At 76.7% G+C, this 20,110-nt stretch carries 21 protein-coding genes; 14 read left to right on the forward strand and 7 right to left on the reverse strand.

The features are described 5' to 3' along the window. Both hisD and FS882_RS11565 read left to right on the forward strand, forming a co-directional pair. Positions 1-1,323, forward strand: a complete 1,323-nt coding sequence (gene hisD / locus FS882_RS11560; protein ID WP_158373200.1) for a histidinol dehydrogenase — start codon at positions 1-3, stop codon at positions 1,321-1,323. A gap of 65 nt (positions 1,324-1,388) precedes the next feature. Then, the gene (locus FS882_RS11565; protein WP_158373201.1) at positions 1,389-1,829 is read left to right on the forward strand and encodes a hypothetical protein; all 441 of its coding nucleotides are present in this window, start codon (positions 1,389-1,391) and stop codon (positions 1,827-1,829) included. Between the two features lie 37 nt (positions 1,830-1,866). Here the strand turns inward: FS882_RS11565 and FS882_RS11570 are convergent, their stop codons facing one another. Then, positions 1,867-4,056 (reverse strand): RecQ family ATP-dependent DNA helicase, encoded by a 2,190-nt coding sequence (locus tag FS882_RS11570; protein ID WP_158373202.1) that lies wholly within the window; start codon positions 4,054-4,056, stop codon positions 1,867-1,869. A gap of 101 nt (positions 4,057-4,157) precedes the next feature. On the opposite strand from FS882_RS11570, the gene FS882_RS11575 reads away from it, so the two are divergent. From FS882_RS11575 to FS882_RS21750, 6 genes are all read left to right on the forward strand, one after another. Beyond that, positions 4,158-5,288 carry a histidinol-phosphate transaminase gene (locus FS882_RS11575; RefSeq protein WP_158373203.1) on the forward strand — a complete coding sequence of 377 codons (1,131 nt, stop codon included), beginning with the start codon at positions 4,158-4,160 and terminating at the stop codon, positions 5,286-5,288. Then, positions 5,285-5,899, forward strand: a complete 615-nt coding sequence (gene hisB, locus FS882_RS11580) for an imidazoleglycerol-phosphate dehydratase HisB (RefSeq protein WP_158373204.1) — start codon at positions 5,285-5,287, stop codon at positions 5,897-5,899. The genes FS882_RS11575 and hisB overlap by 4 nt, the downstream gene beginning before the upstream one ends. Continuing rightward, entirely contained in the window at positions 5,896-6,528 is a 633-nt protein-coding gene (locus tag FS882_RS11585) for a hypothetical protein (RefSeq protein WP_262348236.1), read from the forward strand. The genes hisB and FS882_RS11585 overlap by 4 nt, the downstream gene beginning before the upstream one ends. Positions 6,529-6,630: 102 nt before the next feature. Next, entirely contained in the window at positions 6,631-7,278 is a 648-nt protein-coding gene (gene hisH, locus FS882_RS11590; RefSeq protein WP_158373205.1) for an imidazole glycerol phosphate synthase subunit HisH, read from the forward strand. A 62-nt stretch (positions 7,279-7,340) separates the two neighbouring features. Then, entirely contained in the window at positions 7,341-8,081 is a 741-nt protein-coding gene (priA, locus tag FS882_RS11595) for a bifunctional 1-(5-phosphoribosyl)-5-((5-phosphoribosylamino)methylideneamino)imidazole-4-carboxamide isomerase/phosphoribosylanthranilate isomerase PriA (protein ID WP_158373206.1), read from the forward strand. Next, entirely contained in the window at positions 8,078-9,067 is a 990-nt protein-coding gene (locus FS882_RS21750) for an SseB family protein (protein WP_222848196.1), read from the forward strand. The genes priA and FS882_RS21750 overlap by 4 nt, the downstream gene beginning before the upstream one ends. A 228-nt stretch (positions 9,068-9,295) precedes the next feature. Here the strand turns inward: FS882_RS21750 and FS882_RS11610 are convergent, their stop codons facing one another. The 3 genes from FS882_RS11610 to FS882_RS11620 all read right to left on the reverse strand — a co-directional run bounded on the left by FS882_RS11610 (position 9,296) and on the right by FS882_RS11620 (position 11,629). Further along, a complete protein-coding gene (locus FS882_RS11610) occupies positions 9,296-10,108 on the reverse strand; it encodes a hypothetical protein (RefSeq protein WP_158373207.1) in 813 nt (270 codons plus the stop codon). A 76-nt stretch (positions 10,109-10,184) separates the two neighbouring features. Further along, the gene (locus FS882_RS11615) at positions 10,185-10,925 is read right to left on the reverse strand and encodes a S1C family serine protease (protein WP_262348237.1); all 741 of its coding nucleotides are present in this window, start codon (positions 10,923-10,925) and stop codon (positions 10,185-10,187) included. Next, entirely contained in the window at positions 10,922-11,629 is a 708-nt protein-coding gene (locus tag FS882_RS11620; protein ID WP_262348238.1) for a hypothetical protein, read from the reverse strand. Before FS882_RS11620 ends, FS882_RS11615 begins: the two co-directional genes overlap by 4 nt. Positions 11,630-11,766: 137 nt before the next feature. Here FS882_RS11620 and FS882_RS11625 point away from each other — a divergent pair, with 137 nt between their 5' ends. Then, a complete protein-coding gene (locus tag FS882_RS11625; RefSeq protein WP_316043635.1) occupies positions 11,767-13,119 on the forward strand; it encodes an MFS transporter in 1,353 nt (450 codons plus the stop codon). 132 nt (positions 13,120-13,251) lie between these two features. Here the strand turns inward: FS882_RS11625 and FS882_RS11630 are convergent, their stop codons facing one another. The 3 genes from FS882_RS11630 to FS882_RS11640 all read right to left on the reverse strand — a co-directional run bounded on the left by FS882_RS11630 (position 13,252) and on the right by FS882_RS11640 (position 15,962). Continuing rightward, complete coding sequence (locus tag FS882_RS11630; protein ID WP_158373209.1) at positions 13,252-13,608, reverse strand: DUF1844 domain-containing protein; 357 nt, start codon at positions 13,606-13,608, stop codon at positions 13,252-13,254. A 207-nt stretch (positions 13,609-13,815) separates the two neighbouring features. Then, a complete protein-coding gene (locus FS882_RS11635; protein ID WP_158373210.1) occupies positions 13,816-15,318 on the reverse strand; it encodes a catalase in 1,503 nt (500 codons plus the stop codon). 140 nt (positions 15,319-15,458) lie between these two features. After that, positions 15,459-15,962, reverse strand: a complete 504-nt coding sequence (locus FS882_RS11640) for a Fur family transcriptional regulator (protein ID WP_158373211.1) — start codon at positions 15,960-15,962, stop codon at positions 15,459-15,461. A 340-nt stretch (positions 15,963-16,302) separates the two neighbouring features. On the opposite strand from FS882_RS11640, the gene infC reads away from it, so the two are divergent. The 5 genes from infC (at position 16,303) to thpR (ending at position 20,099) form a co-directional block, all read left to right on the forward strand. After that, positions 16,303-17,373 (forward strand): translation initiation factor IF-3, encoded by a 1,071-nt coding sequence (infC, locus tag FS882_RS11645; protein WP_262348239.1) that lies wholly within the window; start codon positions 16,303-16,305, stop codon positions 17,371-17,373. A gap of 86 nt (positions 17,374-17,459) precedes the next feature. Beyond that, on the forward strand, positions 17,460-17,654 hold the full coding sequence (gene rpmI / locus FS882_RS11650; protein WP_147793761.1) for a 50S ribosomal protein L35: 195 nt from the start codon (positions 17,460-17,462) through the stop codon (positions 17,652-17,654). A 61-nt stretch (positions 17,655-17,715) separates the two neighbouring features. Further along, positions 17,716-18,102, forward strand: a complete 387-nt coding sequence (gene rplT / locus FS882_RS11655) for a 50S ribosomal protein L20 (protein ID WP_147793760.1) — start codon at positions 17,716-17,718, stop codon at positions 18,100-18,102. A 321-nt stretch (positions 18,103-18,423) separates the two neighbouring features. Beyond that, complete coding sequence (locus FS882_RS11660) at positions 18,424-19,389, forward strand: TrmH family RNA methyltransferase (protein WP_410053275.1); 966 nt, start codon at positions 18,424-18,426, stop codon at positions 19,387-19,389. A gap of 74 nt (positions 19,390-19,463) precedes the next feature. Further along, complete coding sequence (gene thpR, locus FS882_RS11665) at positions 19,464-20,099, forward strand: RNA 2',3'-cyclic phosphodiesterase (protein WP_158373212.1); 636 nt, start codon at positions 19,464-19,466, stop codon at positions 20,097-20,099. The last annotated feature ends 11 nt before the right edge of the window (positions 20,100-20,110 follow it).

A 20,110-nucleotide genomic window follows, 5' to 3' on the forward strand; every position in this document is an offset into this window, starting at 1 on the left:
GTGATCTCCCGCATCGACCTGCGTGGTCGCACCCTGTCCCGCCGCGAGCTGCTCGAGGCGCTCCCGCGGCCCGAGCTGGACGTCGAGTCCGCCGCCGCGGCCGTCGAGCCGATCCTCGCGGACGTCCGCGCCCGGGGTGCCGCCGCCCTGCGCGAGCTCGCGGAGCGGTTCGACGGCGTGCGGCCGGAGCACCTGCGGGTGCCCGCCGACGCGATCGCCGCCTCGGTGTCGGTGCTGGACGCCGACGTCCGGGCGGCGCTGGACGAGACCATCCGCCGGGTGCGCCAGGTGCACGCCGCGCAGCGGCCCGCCGACCACACCGTGCAGGTGGCGCCGGGCGCGCAGGTGCGGCAGCGGTGGATCCCGGTCCGCCGGGTCGGCCTGTACGTGCCCGGCGGCCTGGCCGTCTACCCGTCGTCGGTGATCATGAACGTCGTCGCGGCGCAGGAGGCGGGCGTGGGCTCGCTCGCGGTCACCTCGCCGCCGCAGAAGGACAACGGCGGCCTGCCCGACCCGGTCGTGCTGGCGACGTGCGCCCTGCTCGGCGTCGACGAGGTGTACGCGGTCGGCGGCGCCCAGGCGATCGGCATGCTCGCGTACGGCGCGGCGGGGTCCGAGCCGTCGGACGGCGAGACGCTCTGCGAGCCGGTCGACGTCATCACCGGCCCCGGCAACGTCTACGTCGCGGCGGCGAAGCGCCTGGTCCGGGGCGCCGTCGGCATCGACGCCGAGGCCGGCCCGACCGAGATCGCCGTGCTCGCCGACGGCACCGCCGACGCCGACCACGTCGCCGCCGACCTGGTGTCCCAGGCGGAGCACGACCCGCTGGCGGCGTCCGTGCTCGTCACCACCTCGATCGAGCTCGCCGGCGCCGTGGAGTCCAAGCTGGTGCACCGGGTGCAGTCCACGCGGCACGCCGAGCGGGTCGCGCAGGCGCTGTCCGGGCCGCAGTCGGCGATCGTGCTGGTCGACGACCTCGACGCCGGCCTCGACGTGGTCAACGCCTACGGCGCCGAGCACCTGGAGATCCAGACGGCCGACGCCGCGGCGGTCGCCGAGCGGGTGACCAGCGCGGGCGCGATCTTCGTGGGCGCGTACTCGCCGGTGTCGCTCGGCGACTACATGGCCGGGTCGAACCACGTGCTGCCCACGGGCGGCTGCGCGCACTTCTCGTCCGGTCTGGGCGTGCACTCGTTCGTGCGGGCGGTCCAGGTGGTGGAGTACGACGCGGACGCGCTGCGGGAGGTCGCCGGGCGGATCGTGGCGCTCGCCGACGCCGAGGGGCTGCCCGCGCACGGCGAGGCCGTCCGCGCGCGCTTCTGACGCGCGACCGCCGACGCGTTCCCGATCCTGGGCCGGATCGGCCCGACCGACGCTACTGTCGGCCCGTGCGCACGCGATCTGGTCGGCTCGGCGTCGTCGCCCTCGCGCTCCTCGCCGGGGTGCTGACCGGGTGCGACGGCCCGGCCACGGAACCGTCCGACGCGGGCGCCGGTCGCGCGGCCACCGCCGACTCGGCACCGGAGGCGGACCACACGCCGGCGACCCGGGAGTCGCCCGACGCCCCGACGGACGAGCCGTCGGCCGCCGTGACTCCGGGCGCGGATCCGTCCGCGGGGCCCGCGCCCGCCGACGGCCCCACGCCGGGTCAGCCGTGCGAGCCCGGGTCGCACCGGGACTGCTCGGACGCGACCGGGAACGAGGGTGACCCGTATCGGATCATCGCCGGGTACGCCGACTGCGTCGCCCGGTTCGGCCCGGAGCACGCGTACGGCCTGTGCACCGACCTGGACGGGGACGACCACGCGGGGTACGACGACGCGGGCTGACAGCCCGCGGAGGTGAGACCCGGCCCGACGGCGCTGGTCAGCCCACGCCCAGCACGAACGGCAGCACCGCCGCGGCCCCCGCCTGGCGGAGCAGCCGCGCCGCGACGGTGAGCGTCCAGCCCGAGTCGGTCCGGTCGTCCACCAGCAGCACCGTGCGTCCGGGCAGCCCGGCCGCGGCGGCGGGCGCCAGGTCGAGCTCCAGCCGGCGCGCCACGGCCGCGAGCCGGTGCGCCGAGTTCACGTCGTGCCGGGTGGGCGGGCTGTCCGGGCGGGGGGCGACGGCGCCCACCAGCGGCACGCCGAGGTGCCGGGCGACGCCGGCGGCGAGGTGATCCACGAGCCCGGCACGCGTCGCGGACCGGACCACGACGACGCCCTCGGGCCGGTGCTCCGGCCGCCACGCGTCCAGGGTCGCGAGCACGGGGTCCCGCAGCGCGGGCGGGAGTCCCGCCGCCGGGTCGGGCTCCGCGCCGAACAGGTCCCGCAGCAGCCCGCCCCAGCCCACGGAGTCGAGGCGCGCCACGGCGCGGCCGGGCTCGGCGTTCTCCTCGGCGGGGATGCGCCCCCGGAGGTCGAGGCCCAGCGTGGCCATGCCGGTGGGCCACTGCCGCCGGGGGTCGACCGCGACGCCGGCCGCGGTGAGCAGGGCCTGCGCGCCCGCGACGTGCTCGGCGTCCGGGGCGACGCCGACGGCCGTCCCGGTGCACCGGTCGCACCGCCCGCACCGCCAGGCCTCGCCGGCGGGTCCGGCGAGCTCCGGGTCGTCGAGCGCCCGCCGCAGGTGCGCCATCCGGCAGCCCTCGGTGGTGACGTAGTCGACCATGAGCTGCTGCTCGGCCCTGCGGGTGGCGGTGACCCGGTCGTACCGCTCGGCGTCGTAGGACCACGGCTCGCCGGTGCCCTCCCAGCCGCCGCGGACCCGGCGCACCGCGCCGTCGACGTCGAGGACCTTGAGCATCTGCTCCAGCCGGGACCGGCGCAGCGAGACGTGCGTCTCCAGGGCCGCCGTCGACAGCGTGCCGCCCTCCCGCAGCGCCCGGAGGGCGGCCCGCACGTCGTCCTCGGGCGGGAACGCCGTCGAGGCGAACCACTCCCAGATCGCGCGGTCCTCCCGTCCGGGGAGCAGCACGGCCGTCGCGCGCCCGCCGACCGCCTCCGCGGCGCGGCCGGCACGACCGACCTGCTGGTAGTAGGCGATGGGGGAGGACGGCGCCCCGACGTGGATCACGTACCCCAGGTCCGGCTTGTCGAACCCCATGCCGAGCGCGGAGGTCGCGACCAGCGCCTTGACCCGGTTCGCGAGCAGGTCCGCCTCGGCCACCTCGCGCTCGGCCGGGTCGGTCTGGCCCGTGTAGGTCCGGACGTCGAGGCCGGCCGCGCGCAGGTGCTCCGTGACCTGCTGCGCGGCGGCGATGGTGAGGCAGTAGACGATCCCGGAGCCCTCGAACGCCGGCAGGTTCTGCGCCAGCCACGCCAGCTGCGCGGCCGTGTCGGGCAGGCGCACGACGGACAGGTCGAGGCTGGACCGGTCGAGCGGTCCGCGCAGCACCAGGACGTCGTCGCGCACGGCGGTGCCGAGCTGCTCGGCGACGTCGGCCGTCACCCGGGCGTTGGCGGTCGCGGTCGTCGCGAGGACCGGGATGCCGGCGGGCAGCTCGCCCAGGAGCGTGCGGATCCGCCGGTAGTCGGGGCGGAAGTCGTGTCCCCAGTCGGAGATGCAGTGCGCCTCGTCGATGACGACGAGCCCGGCGTCGGCGGCCAGCCGCGGCAGCACCTCGTCGCGGAACTGGGGGTGGGTGAGCCGCTCGGGGGAGACGAGCAGGACGTCGACGTCGCCGGCGGCGATCTGCGCGTGCACGTCGTCCCACTCGGTGACGTTGGCGGAGTTGAGCGTCGCCGCCTTCACGCCGGCCCGCTGGGCGGACGCGACCTGGTTGCGCATGAGCGCGAGCAGGGGGGAGACCAGCACGGTGGGGCCGGCGCCGCGCGCCCGCAGCAGGGCGGTCGCGACGAAGTACACCGCGGACTTGCCCCACCCGGTGCGCTGCACGACGAGCGCGCGCCGGTGGTCGCTCACCAGCGCGTCGATCGCGCGCCACTGGTCGTCCCGCAGCCGGGCGTCGTCCCGCCCGACGAGCCGGCGCAGGACGGCCTCCGCCTCCTCGCGCAGGGCGGCGCGCTCGGCCGCGTCGGGTCCGGTCGGGGCGTTCTGGTCCACGGAAGTCATCGCCCCCGACCCTAGCCACCGCCCCCGACACCACGCGCCCCCGGGGTGCCCGCCTGTGGACGACCGCCGTCCCGCGGCCGCAGCGCGGATACGATCGCCCGGTGACCGCACCCGACACCGCCCCGCAGGCCGCGCGGCCCGTGCTGCCGGTGCGCCCCGAGCTGGCCGGTGAGGTGCCCTACGGCGCCCCGCAGCTCGACGTGCCGGTGCTGCTCAACGTCAACGAGAACCCGTACCCGCCGTCGGAGCAGGTGGTCGCCGACATCGCCGCCGCCGTGGCCGAGGCCGCGCACGGCCTGAACCGGTACCCGGACCGGGAGTTCCTCGCCCTGCGCGCGGACCTGGCCGACTACCTCGCGGTCGAGTCGGGCGTGCGCGTCGCCCCCGAGCAGGTGTGGGCGGCCAACGGGTCGAACGAGGTCATGCTGCACCTGCTGCAGGCGTTCGGCGGCCCCGGGCGCACGGCGGTGTCGTTCGCGCCCACCTACTCGATGTACCCGGAGTACGCCCGGGACACGCACACCCGGTGGGTCGCCGGCCGGCGCACCGAGCAGTTCGACGTCGACCCGGCGGAGGCCCGCGCGCTGATCGCCCGCGAGACGCCGTCCGTCGTGCTGCTCACGAGCCCGAACAACCCGACCGGCACCGCGCTCGAGCTCGACACGGTGCGCGCGGTGCTCGCGGCCGCGGCCGAGGTGCCGGGCGGCTGCGTGGTCGTCGTCGACGAGGCCTACGGGGAGTTCCGCCGGGAGGGCGTCGAGTCGGCGCTCACCCTGCTCGCGGACCACCCGCACCTCGCCGTCAGCCGCACGATGTCCAAGGCGTTCGGCCTCGCCGGTGCCCGCGTCGGCTACCTGGCGGCGTCGCGCGAGCTCGTCGACGCGCTGCGGGTGGTCCGGCTGCCGTACCACCTGTCCGCGGTGACCCAGGCGACCGCCCGCGCGGCGCTGCGGCACGCGCCGGAGCTCATGGCCCAGGTCGGCTCGCTGCGGGCCGAGCGGGACCAGCTCGTGCTCGACCTGCGCGACCGCGGGCTGCGCGTGGCGGAGTCCGACGCGAACTTCGTGCTGTTCCAGGTCGGCGCGAACCGCCACGACGTCTGGCAGGGTCTGCTGGACCGGGGCGTGCTGATCCGCGAGGTCGGCCCGGAAGGATGGCTGCGGGTGTCGGTCGGCACCCCGGAGGAGACCGCGGCGTTCACCGCCGCGCTGTGGGAGGTGCTGGGGATTTGAGCACGACGACCGGCGGGCGCACCGCCCGGGTCGAGCGCACGACGAGCGAGTCCAGCGTCGTTGTCGAGGTCGACCTGGACGGCACGGGGCGCACGGAGATCAGCACCACGGTGCCGTTCTACGACCACATGCTCACTGCGCTGGGCAAGCACTCGCTCATCGACCTGACCGTCCGGGCGACCGGCGACACGCACATCGACGCGCACCACACCGTCGAGGACGTCGCGATCTGCCTGGGCGAGGCGCTGCGCGCCGCGCTGGGCGACAAGCGGGGGATCGCGCGGTTCGGCGACGCGACCGTGCCGCTGGACGAGGCGCTGGCGCAGGCCGTCGTCGACGTGTCCGGCCGCCCCTACCTCGTGCACTCCGGCGAGCCCGAGGGCCAGGAGTACCACCTGATCGGCGGCCACTTCACCGGCTCGCTGACCCGGCACGTGCTGGAGTCGATCGCGCACCACGCCGCGTTCGGCATGCACGTCCGCGTGCTCGCCGGCCGCGACCCGCACCACATCGTCGAGGCGCAGTTCAAGGCGCTGGCCCGGGCGCTGCGGTTCGCGGTCGCGCTGGACCCGCGGGTCGACGGCATCCCGAGCACGAAGGGCGCCCTGTGACCGCGGGGACGCCGGACGGGCCGGGACGCCCGGAGGACGACGACCTCGGCTTCGAGATCCCCGACGACCTGTCGGGGCTCGACGGCCTGGACCCGGCGCCCGCGGAGCAGGCGCGGCCCGCGGAGCAGGCCGACGACGCCCCGTCGGTCGAGGTCCCCGACGACCTCGCCGGGCTGGAGGCCGCGGCCGCCGAGCCGGACGAGCCGGTGGTCGCGATCGTCGTCACCCAGGTGGCGGGCGCGAAGCCGCTCGCCGCCGCCTGCTCGCTGGCGGGGGTCGACGTCGACGCCGTCCCGTCGCCGGTCGGGGCGCTCGCGGTCCTGCGCGACGCCGCGGACGCCGCCCGCACCGCCGAGGCCGCCGCGGCGATCTCCCGGATGCTGCGGACGTCCCCCGTGATCCTGATGGACCGCCGCGCCGGCCGCATCCAGGCGAGCCGCTGGTCGGCGGGGGAGAAGGAGGACGACCTCGCGGCCGGCCTCGTGCTGTCCGGCGCGCCCGACGTGCTGGACGACCTGCTCGTCGGCGGGACGCCGGTCGGCGAGGTCGACGGCGTCGAGACCAGCGTCGGCATGTCCCGGTGGGCCGCCATGCGCGCGCTGTCCGGGGGGCGGCGCAAGCGCGACTGACGCGCACGCGCACCGCCCCGGCAGCGCGTCCCGTGACGGAGCGCACGTCCCGCGCACCGGACGCCAGCGGGTGGTCCGGCGCGCGGCCGGTAGCCTGGGGGCGTGCCCAGCCAGCCTCGTGTCGTCGTCCTGGACTACGGATTCGGGAACGTCCGCTCGGCCGTGCGCGCCCTCGAGCGGGTGGGCGCCCAGGTCGAGCTGACGTCGGACGCGCAGCACGCGGCCGACGCCGACGGGCTCGTGGTCCCCGGGGTCGGGGCGTTCGCGGCCGTGATGGCCGGCCTGCGCGGCGTCCGCGGCGAGCAGATCGTGGGCCGGCGCCTCGCCGGCGGCCGACCCGTGCTCGGCATCTGCGTCGGCATGCAGGTCATGTTCGACCGCGGCGACGAGCACGGCGTGGAGACCGAGGGGCTGGGCGAGTGGCCCGGCACCGTCGACCGCCTCGAGGCCGACGTCGTCCCGCACATGGGCTGGTCCACCGTCGACGCGCCCGAGGGCACGCGGCTGTTCGCCGGCATCGAGGACGAGCGGTTCTACTTCGTGCACTCGTACGCCGCCCGCAGCTTCCCGCTGTCCGACCAGGTCGACGCCGACCGGCTGACCCCGCCGCTCGTGACCTGGTCCGAGCACGGCGGCCGGTTCGTCGCGGCCGTCGAGAACGGGCCGCTCGCCGCCACGCAGTTCCACCCGGAGAAGTCCGGGGACGCCGGCGCCCAGCTGCTCGAGAACTGGGTCGGCTCGCTCGACTGACCGGCCGCGCCGCCGCCGGCGCGCCCCGCCGCACCACCGCACGCCCCCGAACGAGGAGACCCATGTCCGACCGTCTGCAGCTCCTGCCCGCCGTCGACGTCGCCGACGGCCAGGCCGTCCGCCTCGTCCAGGGCGAGGCCGGCTCGGAGACCTCCTACGGCGACCCGCTCGCCGCGGCGCTCGACTGGCAGGCCGGCGGCGCGGAGTGGATCCACCTCGTCGACCTGGACGCCGCGTTCGGCCGCGGGTCGAACGCCGACCTGCTCGCCGACGTCGCGCAGGTGCTGTCGACGAAGGGCGTCAAGGTCGAGCTGTCCGGCGGCATCCGCGACGACGCCTCGCTGGAGGGTGCGCTGGCCACCGGCGCCACCCGCGTCAACCTGGGCACCGCGGCGCTGGAGGACCCGGAGTGGACCGCCGACGCCATCGCGCGGCACGGCGACGCGATCGCCGTCGGCCTCGACGTGCGCGGCACGACGCTCGCCGCCCGGGGCTGGACGCGCGACGGCGGCGACCTCTGGGAGGTCCTGGCCCGCCTCGACGCCGTGGGCTGCTCCCGGTACGTCGTGACCGACGTGACCAAGGACGGCACCCTCCGCGGGCCGAACGTCGACCTGCTCCGCGAGGTCTGCGCGCGCACCGACGCGCCCGTCGTCGCGTCCGGCGGCATCTCCTCGCTCGAGGACCTCCGGGTGCTGCGCGAGCTGGTCCCGGTCGGCGTCGAGGGCGCGATCGTCGGCAAGGCCCTGTACGCGGGCGCGTTCACGCTGCCCGAGGCCCTGGACGTCGCCGGGCGCCCGTGACCGGGCGCGAGCTCCCGCCCACCTCGGCCTTCGCCGGGGACGACGGCAGCGCCGACCCGCGGGTCGCGGCGGCGCTGACCGCGCTGGGCGACGGGACCGGCACGCTCGCCGGTGTCGTCGAGGCGCTGGCCGGCACGCGTGTGCTGGTTCCGGTGCTGGCGGAGCTCGAGGCGGCCGAGACGGTCGAGGTCGGCGGGCACGCGCACACCGCCGACAAGGAGGCGTCCGCCGGCATCGTCGCGCTGCAGGCACCGGACGGCCGCACGGCGCTGCCCGTGTTCTCCTCCGTCGCGGCGATGGCCGCGTGGCGGAGGGACGCGCGCCCGGTGCCGACCGACGTGGTGCGCGCCGCGCTGTCGGCGGTGAGCGAGGGCTGGGAGCTGCTCGTGCTCGACGCGGGGGGCCCGGTCACGGCGCTGCTGCCGCGGCCCGCTGTGTGGGCGCTCGCGCAGCTGCAGCCGTGGCGGCCCGCGGTGCTCCCGGGCACCGGGGCAGGCGGGGCCGGCACCGGGGCGGCTGCGGGCGGCGGCGCAGCCGCGGACGGGGGCGCGACCGTGGGTGCGGGCGGCGCGGTGGGTCCTCGGGTCGGCGCGCCCGGTCCCGACGGCGCCGCCGAGCCGTCCGTCGACCCCGAGGTGCGCGCGGCGGTCCGGGCCGCGGTGCTCGGCGTGGTCCCCGCGCACGCCACCGAGGCGTCCGGCGCGTCCGCGAGCGGACGCACGTCCGCCGGCTCCGCGGGCCGGTCGTGGTTCCGCCGCCGTCGCGCCGAGCCGTCCGACCCGTCGTCGACGCCGGGGACGACCGGGCCGGTCGTCGACGTCGACGCGGTCCCCGGTTCCCGGGCCGAGGTGGCCGTCGTCCTCACGCTCGTCCCCGGGCTCGACCGGCCGACGCTCGACGGCGTCCTGCGCCGCGTCGGCGAGGCGCTGGCCGCGGACGACACGGTGACGCAGCGGGTCGACTCGGTCGAGGTCCGCCTGCGCTGACCGGGGCGCCCGGCCGCCGCGCCGGCCACCCCCCGCCGGCGACGAGGTGCCCGCCGCGTGCCGCCCCTCGCGAGCCCCGGCTCTCCGGTGACCCGCGTCGCCGAGAGTGCACCCGACACGTCGAGGGGATAGCCAGCGGATGCTCGCTCGACGTGTCGGTTGCACGCTCGCGGCAGGCCCGGGGCCGCGGGACGCCCGGGCGGCGTCGCAGATCGGTGCCGCGGTGGGTCAGCGCCGGCGGCGGCGCAGCGCCCAGGCGAGGGAGACCGTCGCCACCGCCCCGACGACCTGACCGCCGAGGATGATGCGGTTGAGGTCGAGCGCCGGCTGCCAGTGCGCGCCCTCGTCGTCGACGACGAACACCCCCAGCGGCTTGACCCGCGTGGCGTAGCCGCCGGCGTCCGCGGCGCCGACGCCGCGCCCCCCGGGCCGGCCCGCCCCGAACGGCCACAGCGGACCGCGCAGGAGCGGCCCGCGTCCCGGCCCTCCGAGCCAGCCGCGACCCGGGCTGTGCGGCCGCTCGCCGCCGGGACCCGCCCAGGCGACCGGCCCGCTCGACGTCGCACCCGGCCCACCGGCCGCGTGACCGGCCGACCCCGGCCCGGACTGCGCCCACGGTCCGTCGTCCGGCGCGGGCGTCCCGGCGTGCGCACCGCGGCCGGGTTCCTGCGCGGCGTCCGACCCGGGCGCCGGGGCGTCCTGGCCGCGGGGTCCCGCGGCCCCGCCCTGCCCGTCGGGTCCGTCGTCGCCGGTGGCGCCGGCGCCGCTCCCACCCGCAGCGGTCGCGCCGTCCGGGCCGGTGCCGGTCCCGTCCTGCCCCGGCCCCGCGTCCGCGGGCCCGTGGCCGCCGCGCCCTCCGCGGACGCCGAGCCGGGCGTCGGCGTGCGCTCCGGCCACGCCGTGCCAGCCCATCACCTTCGCGACCGGCACCACGAGGGTGCCGCCGAGCTCGTAGGGCTCCCCGAACACGCGTCGCACGGAGATGATGTCGCTCGCCGCCCGGGTGAGCCCTGGCAGGTCGGGGTGGGTCTCGTCGGTCATCGTCGTCCTCCTCGGTGGGTGTCCGTCGCGCCCACCGTGGCACGGCGGGTCGCACCCCCACCAGGGGCCGGGGGCGTCAGCCGGCGGAGCAGGAGGCGCTGACGGTGAACGCGGTCTCGTCGCCGAGCAGCTGGCGCAGCGTGCTGACGGGGACCACGAAGCTCTGCCCCGTGGAGTTCTTCGCGTAGACCACGCCGACGACGCGGCCCTCGGCGTCCAGCACCGCCGAGCCCGAGCTGCCGGGCTCGACCTCCGCGTTCGTCACGAGCACCTGCCCGAGGTTCTCGTTCAGCGGGTCGGTGGTGGCGCCGATGACCTGGCCGCTGGTGACGGTGAGCTGGCCGCCCTGCGGGTACCCCACGACGGTCACCTCGTCGCCCGGGTTCGGGTCCGCGTCGGCGAGGCCCGGCGCCGAGGGCAGCGGGTCGGCGGTGCGCACGACGGCCAGATCCGCCAGCGCGGCGGTCGACGACGCGGTGACGGCGACGTCACGCCCGTCGTAGGTGCTGAGCTGGAGGTCGGCCGAGTCGGCGACGACGTGCCGGTTGGTGATCAGGGTGGTCTCGTCGATCGCGAAGCCCGAGCCGGTCGACAGGGAGTTGCAGCCGACGTTCCGGATCCGCACCGCCATCCGCTGCGCCGCGTCGAACCCGTCCGGGGAGAGGTTGCCGGACGACGTCGGGGTCGGCGCCGGGACGCTCGACGGCACCAGGTCGGTCGGCACGGGACCGGGCATCTCCGGGAGCACGCCGCACCCGGCGAGCAGCAGGACGGCCGCGGCGCCGAGGGCGGCGCGGCGTGCGGTCGCGCGCGTCACCCGGTCGCCCCGGCGGCGAGCTGGCGCTGCAGCTCGGTGTTCGCGACGGTCGCGGCGTTGCACACGCCCTGCACGTCGCTCTTGAACCGCTGCAGGTCCGCCGGGTCGTAGGCGGCCGCGTCCTCGAGGTAGGTGATGAGCTGGTTCTGCGCGTCGATGCAGGTGGACAGCGCGGACGCGACGTTCGCGGCGGCCTGGGAGATGCGCTCCTGGTAGTCGACCAGCTGACGCTGCACCTCGCGGTCGTCACCGACCTGGGCCTTCTCGTCGGCCAGCTGCGTGATCCGGCCCTGCGCGGTCGCGAGCTGCTCGGTGACCGCGGACAGCTCCGCGACGGTCCCCTCGTGCTGGGTGCGCAGGGTCGCGAGCTCCGTGCCGATCGCGCGCCCCTCGGCCTCGAGGCCGTCGGCGTACTCCTCGAACCGGACGGTGCGGACCCACAGGTACGCCGCCAGCGCGGTCACGAGCACCAGCAGCACCGACAGCGCCACGACCGCCCACGGCCGGCGGCGGCGCCGTTGTCCGGGCGGCGGGGCGAGGTGGCTGTGCTCGGGGTGCCGCCCGGCCGGGCGGTCGTCGGGGTGCGTGGCGGGGTGCTCGACGGGCGGCACGGCCTCGGGACGGGTGGCGGTGTCGGACCATGGCGAGGGCCCGGCCGGCCGCGGCGGGCCGATCGGGTCGTGCGGCCCGGTGGCAGACGTCACGGCACCACCTTACGGGGAGTCAGCGCGCGCGGTTCCCCCGGGGCGGCCGCGCGGGTGGCGGACGTCACGTCGGCCCCGGCGCCCGGACGGTCGATTCCTGTCGTCCGACTGGCCGGCCGCGGGCGAGAATCCTCAGCGTGTCCCTCGCCCCCTACGGCCGCCTGCTGCGCCTGCCCGGTGTCCTGCCCCTGGTTCTCGTCTCGTTCGTCGCGCGCATCCCGCACGCGATGACGGGCGTCGTGCTCACGCTGCACGTCGTCGGCCCCCTCGGCCTCGGGTACGCGCGGGCCGGGCTGGTCGCGGCGGCGATGACGGTGGGCGTGGCGATCGGGTCGCCGTGGCGCGGCCGCCGGGTGGACCGGCTGGGGCTGCGGCGGGCGCTGCTGCCGTCGGTCGTCGTGGAGTCGGCGGTCTGGCTGGTGGCCCCGCGGCTCGGTTACGAGGCGCTGCTCGTCGCCGCCGTGGTCGCGGGCGTGTTCCTCGTGCCGGTGTTCTCCGTCGTGCGGCAGTCGCTCGCGGTGCTGGTGCCGGCCGAGCAGCAGCGCACCGCCTACGCGCTGGACTCCGTGGGCACGGAGATGACGTTCATGCTCGCGCCGACGCTCGGCGTGCTGGTGGCGACCCAGGTCTCGACGACCGCGGCGCTGACGCTCGTGGGCGTGGCGACGGTGGCGGCGGGCCTGCTCCTGATGTGGTTCAACCCGCCGACGCGATCGCCCGAGGGCACGGTGGTCCACGCCGCCGAGGGCGGCCGGCGGCCGCGGCTGCTCACGCCCGGCCTGCTGGTCGTCCTGGCCGCCGCCTCGGCCGCCGCGCTCATCCTCAACGGCACCGACGTGGGCATCGTGGCCGCGCTGCAGGGCTGGGACCGGGAGACCGCGGTCGGCTGGATGATCGCGCTGTGGTGCGTCGGCTCCGTCGTCGGTGGCCTGGTGTACGGCGCACAGAAGCGGGAGCTGCACCCGCTCGCCCTGGTGGCGCTGCTCGGCGCCGCGACCCTGCCCGCGGCGTTCGCCCAGACGCAGTGGCAGCTGGCGCTGGCCGTGGTCGTGGCGGGGCTGCCGTGCGCGGCGAGCCTGTCGGCGATCAACGCGTCGCTGGTCCGGATGGTCCCGGAGCACCGGCGCGGCGAGATCATGGGCTGGAGCGGCACGGCGAACACGGTCGGTGCGGCGCTGGGCGCCCCGGTCGTCGGCGCGGTGATCGACTCGACCGGCCCCGGCGGCGGCTTCGCTGCCGCCGGCGGTGTGGGACTGGTGCTGTCCGTGCTCGGCCTCGCGGTGCTCGCCCTGGCGAGGCGGCGGGCGGCCGGTCGCGTGCCGGCCGCGGCGGGCGCGGTGCGGGTCACCGTGCCCGAGGCCGTCCTCCCGGCACCTGCCGCCGAGGGCGTCGTCCCGACGCCTGCCGCCGAGGGCGTGGTCCCGACGCCTGCCCCGGCGGGCGCCGACGACGTCCCGGCGCGCCCGGCCCCGGAGCCCGCGCCCCGCTGACCCTCGCGCGCCGCACAGCACGGCGCCGAGTCTCCAGTTCGTGCCTGCCGCCCGCGGTCGCGGGACAGGCACGAACTGGAGACTCGGCGTGCGGGGTGGGCGTGCGGGGTGGGGCGTGCGGGGGCGTGGGCGTCAGGAGACGTGGCCGGTGAACTTCTCGCCCGGGCCCTCGCCCGGGGCGTCGGGGTAGGGGCTGGCCTCGCGGAACGCGAGCTGCAGCGATCGCAGGCCGTCGCGCAGCGAGCGGGCGTGCTGGTTGCCGATGTCCGGGGCCGAGGCCGTGACCAGCGCGGCGAGCGCGGTGATCAGCTTGCGGGCCTCGTCCAGGTCGAGGAAGTCGCGGCCGGCGTGCTCCTCGGTGTCGGGGGACAGGCCGCACTTGACGGCGGCGGCGCTCATCAGGTGCACGGCGGCGGTCGTGATGACCTCGACCGCGGCCACGTCGGCGATGTCGCGGGTGGCGGTCGTGGGGTCGGGGGTCTCGCTCATGCCGCCGATCCTCTCACCGCGGGGCCGGGCGGGCCGACGACCGCGCGGGCCGCCGGCCAGTGGAAGGTCCGGCCGGACACGCGCACGGCGTGTCCGGCCAGACCTTCCACCCGGTGGGCGGGCGGCGAGGCCGGAGCGAGTGCCGGCCGCGCCGCGGGTGGTGCGGTCGCGGGTCGGGCGGTGGGGGACCACCCGACCCGCGACGGATCAGGCGACCGGCGTGCTCGCGGTGGCGGGCTCGCCGTTCTCGACCGGCGCCGTGCCCTGGAGCGCGGCGGCCAGCGCGGCGCCGAGGCCGGCGTCGACGTTGGTCCAGTACTGGATCGCGCGGGCGCGGATGACGTCGCTCTTCACCGCGCCGACGTGGCCGGTGATGGTCTCGAGGAACCGGGCGCGTGCGGCGTCGTCGAACACCTCGCGGTACAGCGTGCCGGCCTGGCCCCAGTCGTCGTCCTCGGGGTGCAGGGTCGCGGCGCTGCGCACGAGCTCGCCGTCCGCCTCCCAGCCGGCCGACTCCGCGGCGCGGGCCGGGTCGGCCGCCGGGCCGCCGACCGAGTTCGGCGCGTAGACCGGGACCTCGGGCGCGTTGAAGTGGTACCGCGCCGCGCCGTCCTTCGAGTACGAGTGCACCTCGGACTTCGGGGCGTTCACCGGGAGCTGCGCGTGGTTGGTGCCGACGCGGTACCGGTGGGCGTCCGCGTAGGAGAAGATCCGCGCGAGCAGCATCTTGTCCGGGCTGGTGGCGATGCCCGGCACGAAGTTGCTCGGCGCGAAGGTCGCCTGCTCGATCTGCGCGAAGTAGTTCTCCGGGTTGCGGTTGAGCTCCATCACGCCGACCTCGATCAGCGGGTAGTCGGCGTGCGGCCAGACCTTCGTCAGGTCGAACGGGTTGAACCGGTAGGCCTTGGCGTCCTCGTACGGCATGACCTGCACCGACAGGGTCCAGCGCGGGAAGTCGCCGTCGGCGATGTGCTCGAACAGGTCGCGGATGTGGTGGTCGGCGTCCGAGCCGGCGAGCTGCGCGGCCTCGTCGGCGGTCAGGTTGTCGATGCCCTGCTGGGACTTGAAGTGGTACTTGACCCAGAACCGCTCGCCGGCCGCGTTGATCCACTGGTAGGTGTGCGAGCCGAAGCCGTCCATCGTCCGCCAGGAGCGCGGCAGGCCGCGGTCGCCCATCAGCCAGGTGACCTGGTGCGCCGACTCGGGGGACAGCGACCAGAAGTCCCACTGCATGTCGTTGTCGCGCAGGTTCGAGCCCGGGAGGCGCTTCTGCGAGCGGATGAAGTCGGGGAACTTGATGCCGTCGCGCAGGAAGAACACCGGGGTGTTGTTGCCGACGAGGTCGTAGTTGCCCTCGGACGTGTAGAACTTCAGCGCGAAGCCCCGGGGGTCGCGCCAGGTGTCGGGGGAGCCGTGCTCGCCGGCGACCGAGGAGAACCGCGCGAGCATCTCGGTCTCGACGCCCGGCTGGAACAGCGCGGCGCGGGTGTAGCGGCTCACGTCGCCGGTGGTGGTGAAGGTGCCGAACGCGCCGCCGCCCTTGGCGTGCACGACCCGCTCCGGGACCCGCTCGCGGTTGAACTGCGCGAGCTTCTCGACCAGGTAGTGGTCGTGCAGGACGATCGGGCCGTCGGCACCGACCGACTGCGAGTGGGCGTCGGACGCCACGGGGGCGCCGGAGTTGGTGGTCGTCGGGTGGACCTGGGTCACGGGGGTGTCCTTCCGGGTCGTCGGCAGGCCGGTCGAGGGCGCGCCGGGGACCGGTCGGGCGGGGTCGCCCGACCGGGAGTCGTGGGTGTCGGTGGTGCGGGGGAGTCGGGCCGGGGCGGCGGCTCGCCCCGGGGCTGCGGTCAGTCGGTCGTGCGGCTGCGGCAGTCGGGGCACAGGCCCCAGAAGGTGACCTCGGCCGTCTCGACGGTGAAGCCGGACGTCGAGCTCGGGACGAGGCAGGGCGCCTCGCCGATGACGCAGTCGACGTCGTCGACCGCGCCGCAGGAGCGGCACACCACGTGGTGGTGGTTGTCGCCCACCCGGCGCTCGTACCGGGCAGGGTGCCCGGCCGGCTCGATGCGCCGCAGGATGCCGACGTCGGTCAGCGCGTGCAGCACGTCGTAGACCGCCTGCACGGAGACCGTCGGCACCGCCTCGCGGGCCCGCCGGAGCACGGCCTCGGCGTCGGCGTGCGGGAGGTCCGCCACGGCACCCAGCACGGCGAGCCGCGGCGCGGTGACCCGCAGGCCGCGGGTGCGCAGGAGCTCGGCCGGGTCGGACGCGCGCTCGGCGCCGCCCGCGGGGTGCGGGTGGCCGGCGCTCGTCGCGCCGCCGGCTGCGGGTGCGTGCTGGTCGACGGGCATGCCGCCACCCTGACATGTTTTCTGGAACTGTTCAAGCAGGGATCTGACGGAATGTCACGTCGGGTGCGTGACCCGGGGAACAGTGAGGCGGTCCCCGGTGTTCTGGTAGAGTCATTGACGACTGGCCTGGGTCGACGTGTGTCACCGCTTCACCGCGGGGGCGTCCGGTGACCCGGGTGCACAAGTGGAGGCCACTCCCACCTGAGTCCCGACCGCCCGGTCCGCCGGCAGCAGGGTCCAGGTCCCGGTCCAGGTCACGAGCCCCTCGCGGGGAGCGTGGCCGACGGCGCACCGTCTCCGGCGGCGCCGTGGATCGTGTCGGCCCTCCACCTGTGCCCAGGTGCGAGGGCCTTCCTCGTTCCTGGAGGTCACCCCCTTCGACTTCGAGGAGCACCACATCAGCGAGCCCCGCATCAACGATCGGATCCGCGTCGCCGAGGTCCGCCTGGTCGGCCCGAACGGCGAGCAGGTCGGCATCGTCCGCGTGGAGGACGCGCTGCGCCTGGCCCAGGACGCCGACCTCGACCTCGTGGAGGTCGCGCCGGACGCCCGCCCGCCCGTCTGCAAGATCATGGACTACGGCAAGTTCAAGTACGAAGCAGACATGAAGGCCCGCGAGGCCCGGCGGAACCAGAGCAACACGGTTCTCAAGGAGATCCGCTTCCGGCTCAAGATCGACCCGCACGACTACGGCACCAAGAAGGGCCACGTCGAGCGGTTCCTGTCGGCCGGCGACAAGGTCAAGGTCATGATCATGTTCCGCGGTCGCGAGCAGTCGCGCCCGGAGATGGGCGTGCGCCTGCTGCAGCGGCTCGCCGCTGACGTCGAGGAGCTCGGCTTCATCGAGAGCATGCCGAAGCAGGACGGCCGCAACATGATCATGGTGCTCGGCCCGACCAAGAAGAAGGCCGAGCAGAAGAACGAGCAGCGTCGGGCCCGCGCCCAGCGCGAGCCGCGTCCGGACGCCCCGGAGGTCGAGGAGACCGAGACGGACGCCCCGGTGGAGGCCGCCGCTCCGGCTGCCGCTGCTGCCCCGGCGCCCGCTGCTCCGGCCCCTGCCGCTGCGCCCGCCCCGGAGGCCGCTCCGGCTCCCGCTGCTGCTCCGGCTCCCGAGGCCGCTCCGGCTCCCGCCGCCGCCCCGGCCGCCGCGCCGCGTCCGCAGACCGCGCCGAAGCCGGCGACGGCTCCGCGTCCCGCGGCCGCGCCCCGCCCGGCCGCCGCGCCGAAGCCCGCCACCGCCCCGAAGCCGGCCTCGCGGCCGACCTCGACGCCCCGCCCGACCCCCGGCCCCGCGGCCGGGTCCACGGCGACGCCGGCCCCGCGGCCGACCCCGCGCCCGGCACCGACCCCCCGCCCGTCGGCGCGGCCGGCCCCTCGCGGCCAGTCGACCGGCGGCGCCGGGAACGCCTGACCTGCACTGACACGCCCGGTCCCCACCGGGACCGGACGGACGAGTCGCGCCCCGGCGCGATGCGACGACAAGGAGAGACGGCAGCCATGCCGAAGAACAAGACGCACTCCGGTGCGAAGAAGCGCTTCCGGATCACCGGGAGCGGCAAGGTCATGCGCGAGCAGGCCAACGCGCGTCACCTGTTCGAGCACAAGTCGAGCCGTCGCACGCGTCGTCTCGCCTCGGACCAGGTCGTCTCCGCGGCCGACGCCCCCAAGATCAAGAAGCTGCTCGGCAAGTGACCCGTCGGCGCGCGAGCGCCGCGGTCCTGAGCCGACCCGATAACGAAGCAAGGAGCATCACGTGGCACGCGTGAAGCGGGCGGTCAACGCCCAGAAGAAGCGCCGGGCGACCCTCGAGCGGGCCTCCGGCTACCGCGGTCAGCGTTCGCGCCTGTACCGCAAGGCCAAGGAGCAGGTCACCCACTCCCTCGTCTACGCCTACCGCGACCGCAAGGCGCGCAAGGGCGACTTCCGCAAGCTGTGGATCCAGCGGATCAACGCGGCTGCGCGCGAGCAGGGCCTGACCTACAACCGCCTCATCCAGGGCCTCAAGGCCGCTGGCGTCGAGGTCGACCGTCGCGTGCTGGCCGACCTGGCCGTCACCGACGTCGCGGCGTTCAACGCCCTGGTGCAGGTCGCCAAGGACGCGCTGCCGGCCGACGTGAACGCGCCGAAGGCCGCCGCCTGACGCTCGTCGTCACCGCGGCGCGTGCGGGCTGACCGCGCGCACGCACCACCCTCCGGACCCCCGGGAGCCTCGGCTCCCGGGGGTCCGGCGCGTCCGGGGCGCTCGCCGGGGCCCCCGGGGTCTGCCGCCTCGCGGGCCCGCGGGCCGGCCAGCCCGCGGGCCGGCCCGCCGACCGTCCGGCACCCGCGCTGCCGGCCCGCCGAGTGTGCAACCGACACGTCGAGCGAGTAGTCGGCGCATGCTCGCTCGCCGTGTCGGTTGCCCCCTCGCGGCGCCGCGGCCCGCGGTCGCACACGTCGCGCGCGGGCCGCATGCGGGAGGATGACCCCCGTGTCCCGCACCGCCCCGGACGGCCCCGCCGCCGCACGCCCCCCGATGACCAACCCGCACGCCGACCGCGTCAGGGCCGTGCGCGCGCTCGCCACCCGGTCGGGACGGCGCCGCGCCGGGCGGTACGCCGTCGAGGGCCCGCAGGCGGTGCGGGAGGTCGTGCGCTGGGCGCCGCACACGGTGCGGGACCTGTACCTCACCCCCGAGGCCGCCGACCGGTACGCCGAGATCGTCGCCGACGCCGAGGCGGCCCGCCTGCACCTGCACCTCGGCGACCCCGCCGTGCTCGACGCCATGTCGCCGGACGCGCAGGGGGTGCTCGCCGTCGCCGACCTCCCCGACACCGCCCGCCCCGCGGCCCGGGACGAGGTGCCGGTCGGCCCGCTCGGCGCCGACGCGCTCGACGCCGTGCTCGCCGCGCGCCCCCGGCTGGTGGCGGTGCTGGCGCAGGTGCGGGACCCGGGCAACGCGGGGACGGTGATCCGGGTCGCCGACGCCGCGGGCGCCGACGCCGTCGTGGTCGCGGGGGAGAGCGTGGAGACGACGAACCCCAAGGTCGTGCGGTCGACGGCCGGCTCGCTGTTCCACCTGCCGGTCGTGTCGGGCGTGCCGGTCGCGGAGGCGGTCGACGTCCTGCGTCGCGCGGGGCTCGCCGTCCTGGCGGCCGACGGCACGGGCGACCTGGACCTCGACGACCTGCAGGACGCCGCGGCGCTGGCCGGTGCCGCCGGGCCGGCGGGGCACGCCGGGACGTCCGGCGCCGACGACGCGACCGGTACCGACCTGCGCGCCCCCACGGCCTGGTTGTTCGGCAACGAGGCGTGGGGCCTGCCGGCCGAGGACCGCGACCGGGCGGACGCCGTCGTCCGGGTCCCGCTGCGCGGCCGGGCGGAGTCGCTCAACCTCGGCACGGCCGCCGCCGTCTGCCTGTACGCGTCCTCCCGCGCCCACCGCTGACTCGCCGGCGACCTCGCCACGCGACAGCCCGCCACGCACCCCGCACCCGACGCGGGGCACGGCATGCTGGGGCGATGCGCGTCTTCGCCGCCCTGTGGCCCACCGACGAGGTCCGCCGCCACCTGGCCGGCGCGCTGGTCACGGCCGTCGGCGTGGACGCCGAGCTCGCCCCCGGCCGGGCACCCGACGGCGTGCGGTGGACGCCCGCCGAGAACTGGCACGTCACCCTGGCGTTCTACGGCGAGGTCGGCGAGGGCCGCGCGGAGGTGCTCGCGGATCACATGGCCGGGATCGCGGCCGGCGCCGCGCCGTTCGACCTGGAGCTCACCGGCGCCGGCGTGTTCGCGCACCGGACCCTCTGGGCCGGCGTGGGTGGGGACGTCGCGGCCGTGCAGGGCCTGGTCGCCGGGTGCCGGGAGGCGGGCGACGCGGTCGGCGCGCGCCAGGACGACCGGGTCCGGTCCCGCCCGCACGTCACGCTCGGCCGGGTCGCGCCGCAGCGACGCGGGACACGGCGCCGGGACCGCGCCGCGCAGCCGCCGGACCCGGGCGACGTGCTGGTGCACGCGCTGGCCGTGTACCGCGGGCCGCGGTGGCCGGTGACCGAGCTCGTGCTGGCCGAGTCGCTGCCCGGGGAGGGTCGCGCCGGAGGGCCGCTGTACCGGACCCTGTGGACGTGGTCGCTCGGCGCACAGGACCAGCTCAAGTAGGGCATCGACGA

Source organism: Cellulosimicrobium cellulans, from assembly GCF_007679345.1.
Lineage (GTDB): Bacteria > Actinomycetota > Actinomycetes > Actinomycetales > Cellulomonadaceae > Cellulomonas > Cellulomonas cellulans_A.

Excerpts from the sequence above, each read along its gene's own strand:
- FS882_RS11570 (WP_158373202.1), bottom strand. The coding sequence starts at position 4,056 with ATGACTTCCGTGGACCAGAACGCCCCGACCGGACCCGACGCGGCCGAG.
- priA (WP_158373206.1), top strand. The coding sequence starts at position 7,341 with ATGTCCGACCGTCTGCAGCTCCTGCCCGCCGTCGACGTCGCCGACGGC.
- FS882_RS11610 (WP_158373207.1), bottom strand. The coding sequence starts at position 10,108 with ATGACCGACGAGACCCACCCCGACCTGCCAGGGCTCACCCGGGCGGCG.
- FS882_RS11630 (WP_158373209.1), bottom strand. The coding sequence starts at position 13,608 with ATGAGCGAGACCCCCGACCCCACGACCGCCACCCGCGACATCGCCGAC.
- FS882_RS11640 (WP_158373211.1), bottom strand. The coding sequence starts at position 15,962 with ATGCCCGTCGACCAGCACGCACCCGCAGCCGGCGGCGCGACGAGCGCC.
- rpmI (WP_147793761.1), top strand. The coding sequence starts at position 17,460 with ATGCCGAAGAACAAGACGCACTCCGGTGCGAAGAAGCGCTTCCGGATC.
- FS882_RS11660 (WP_410053275.1), top strand. The coding sequence starts at position 18,424 with ATGACCCCCGTGTCCCGCACCGCCCCGGACGGCCCCGCCGCCGCACGC.
- thpR (WP_158373212.1), top strand. The coding sequence starts at position 19,464 with ATGCGCGTCTTCGCCGCCCTGTGGCCCACCGACGAGGTCCGCCGCCAC.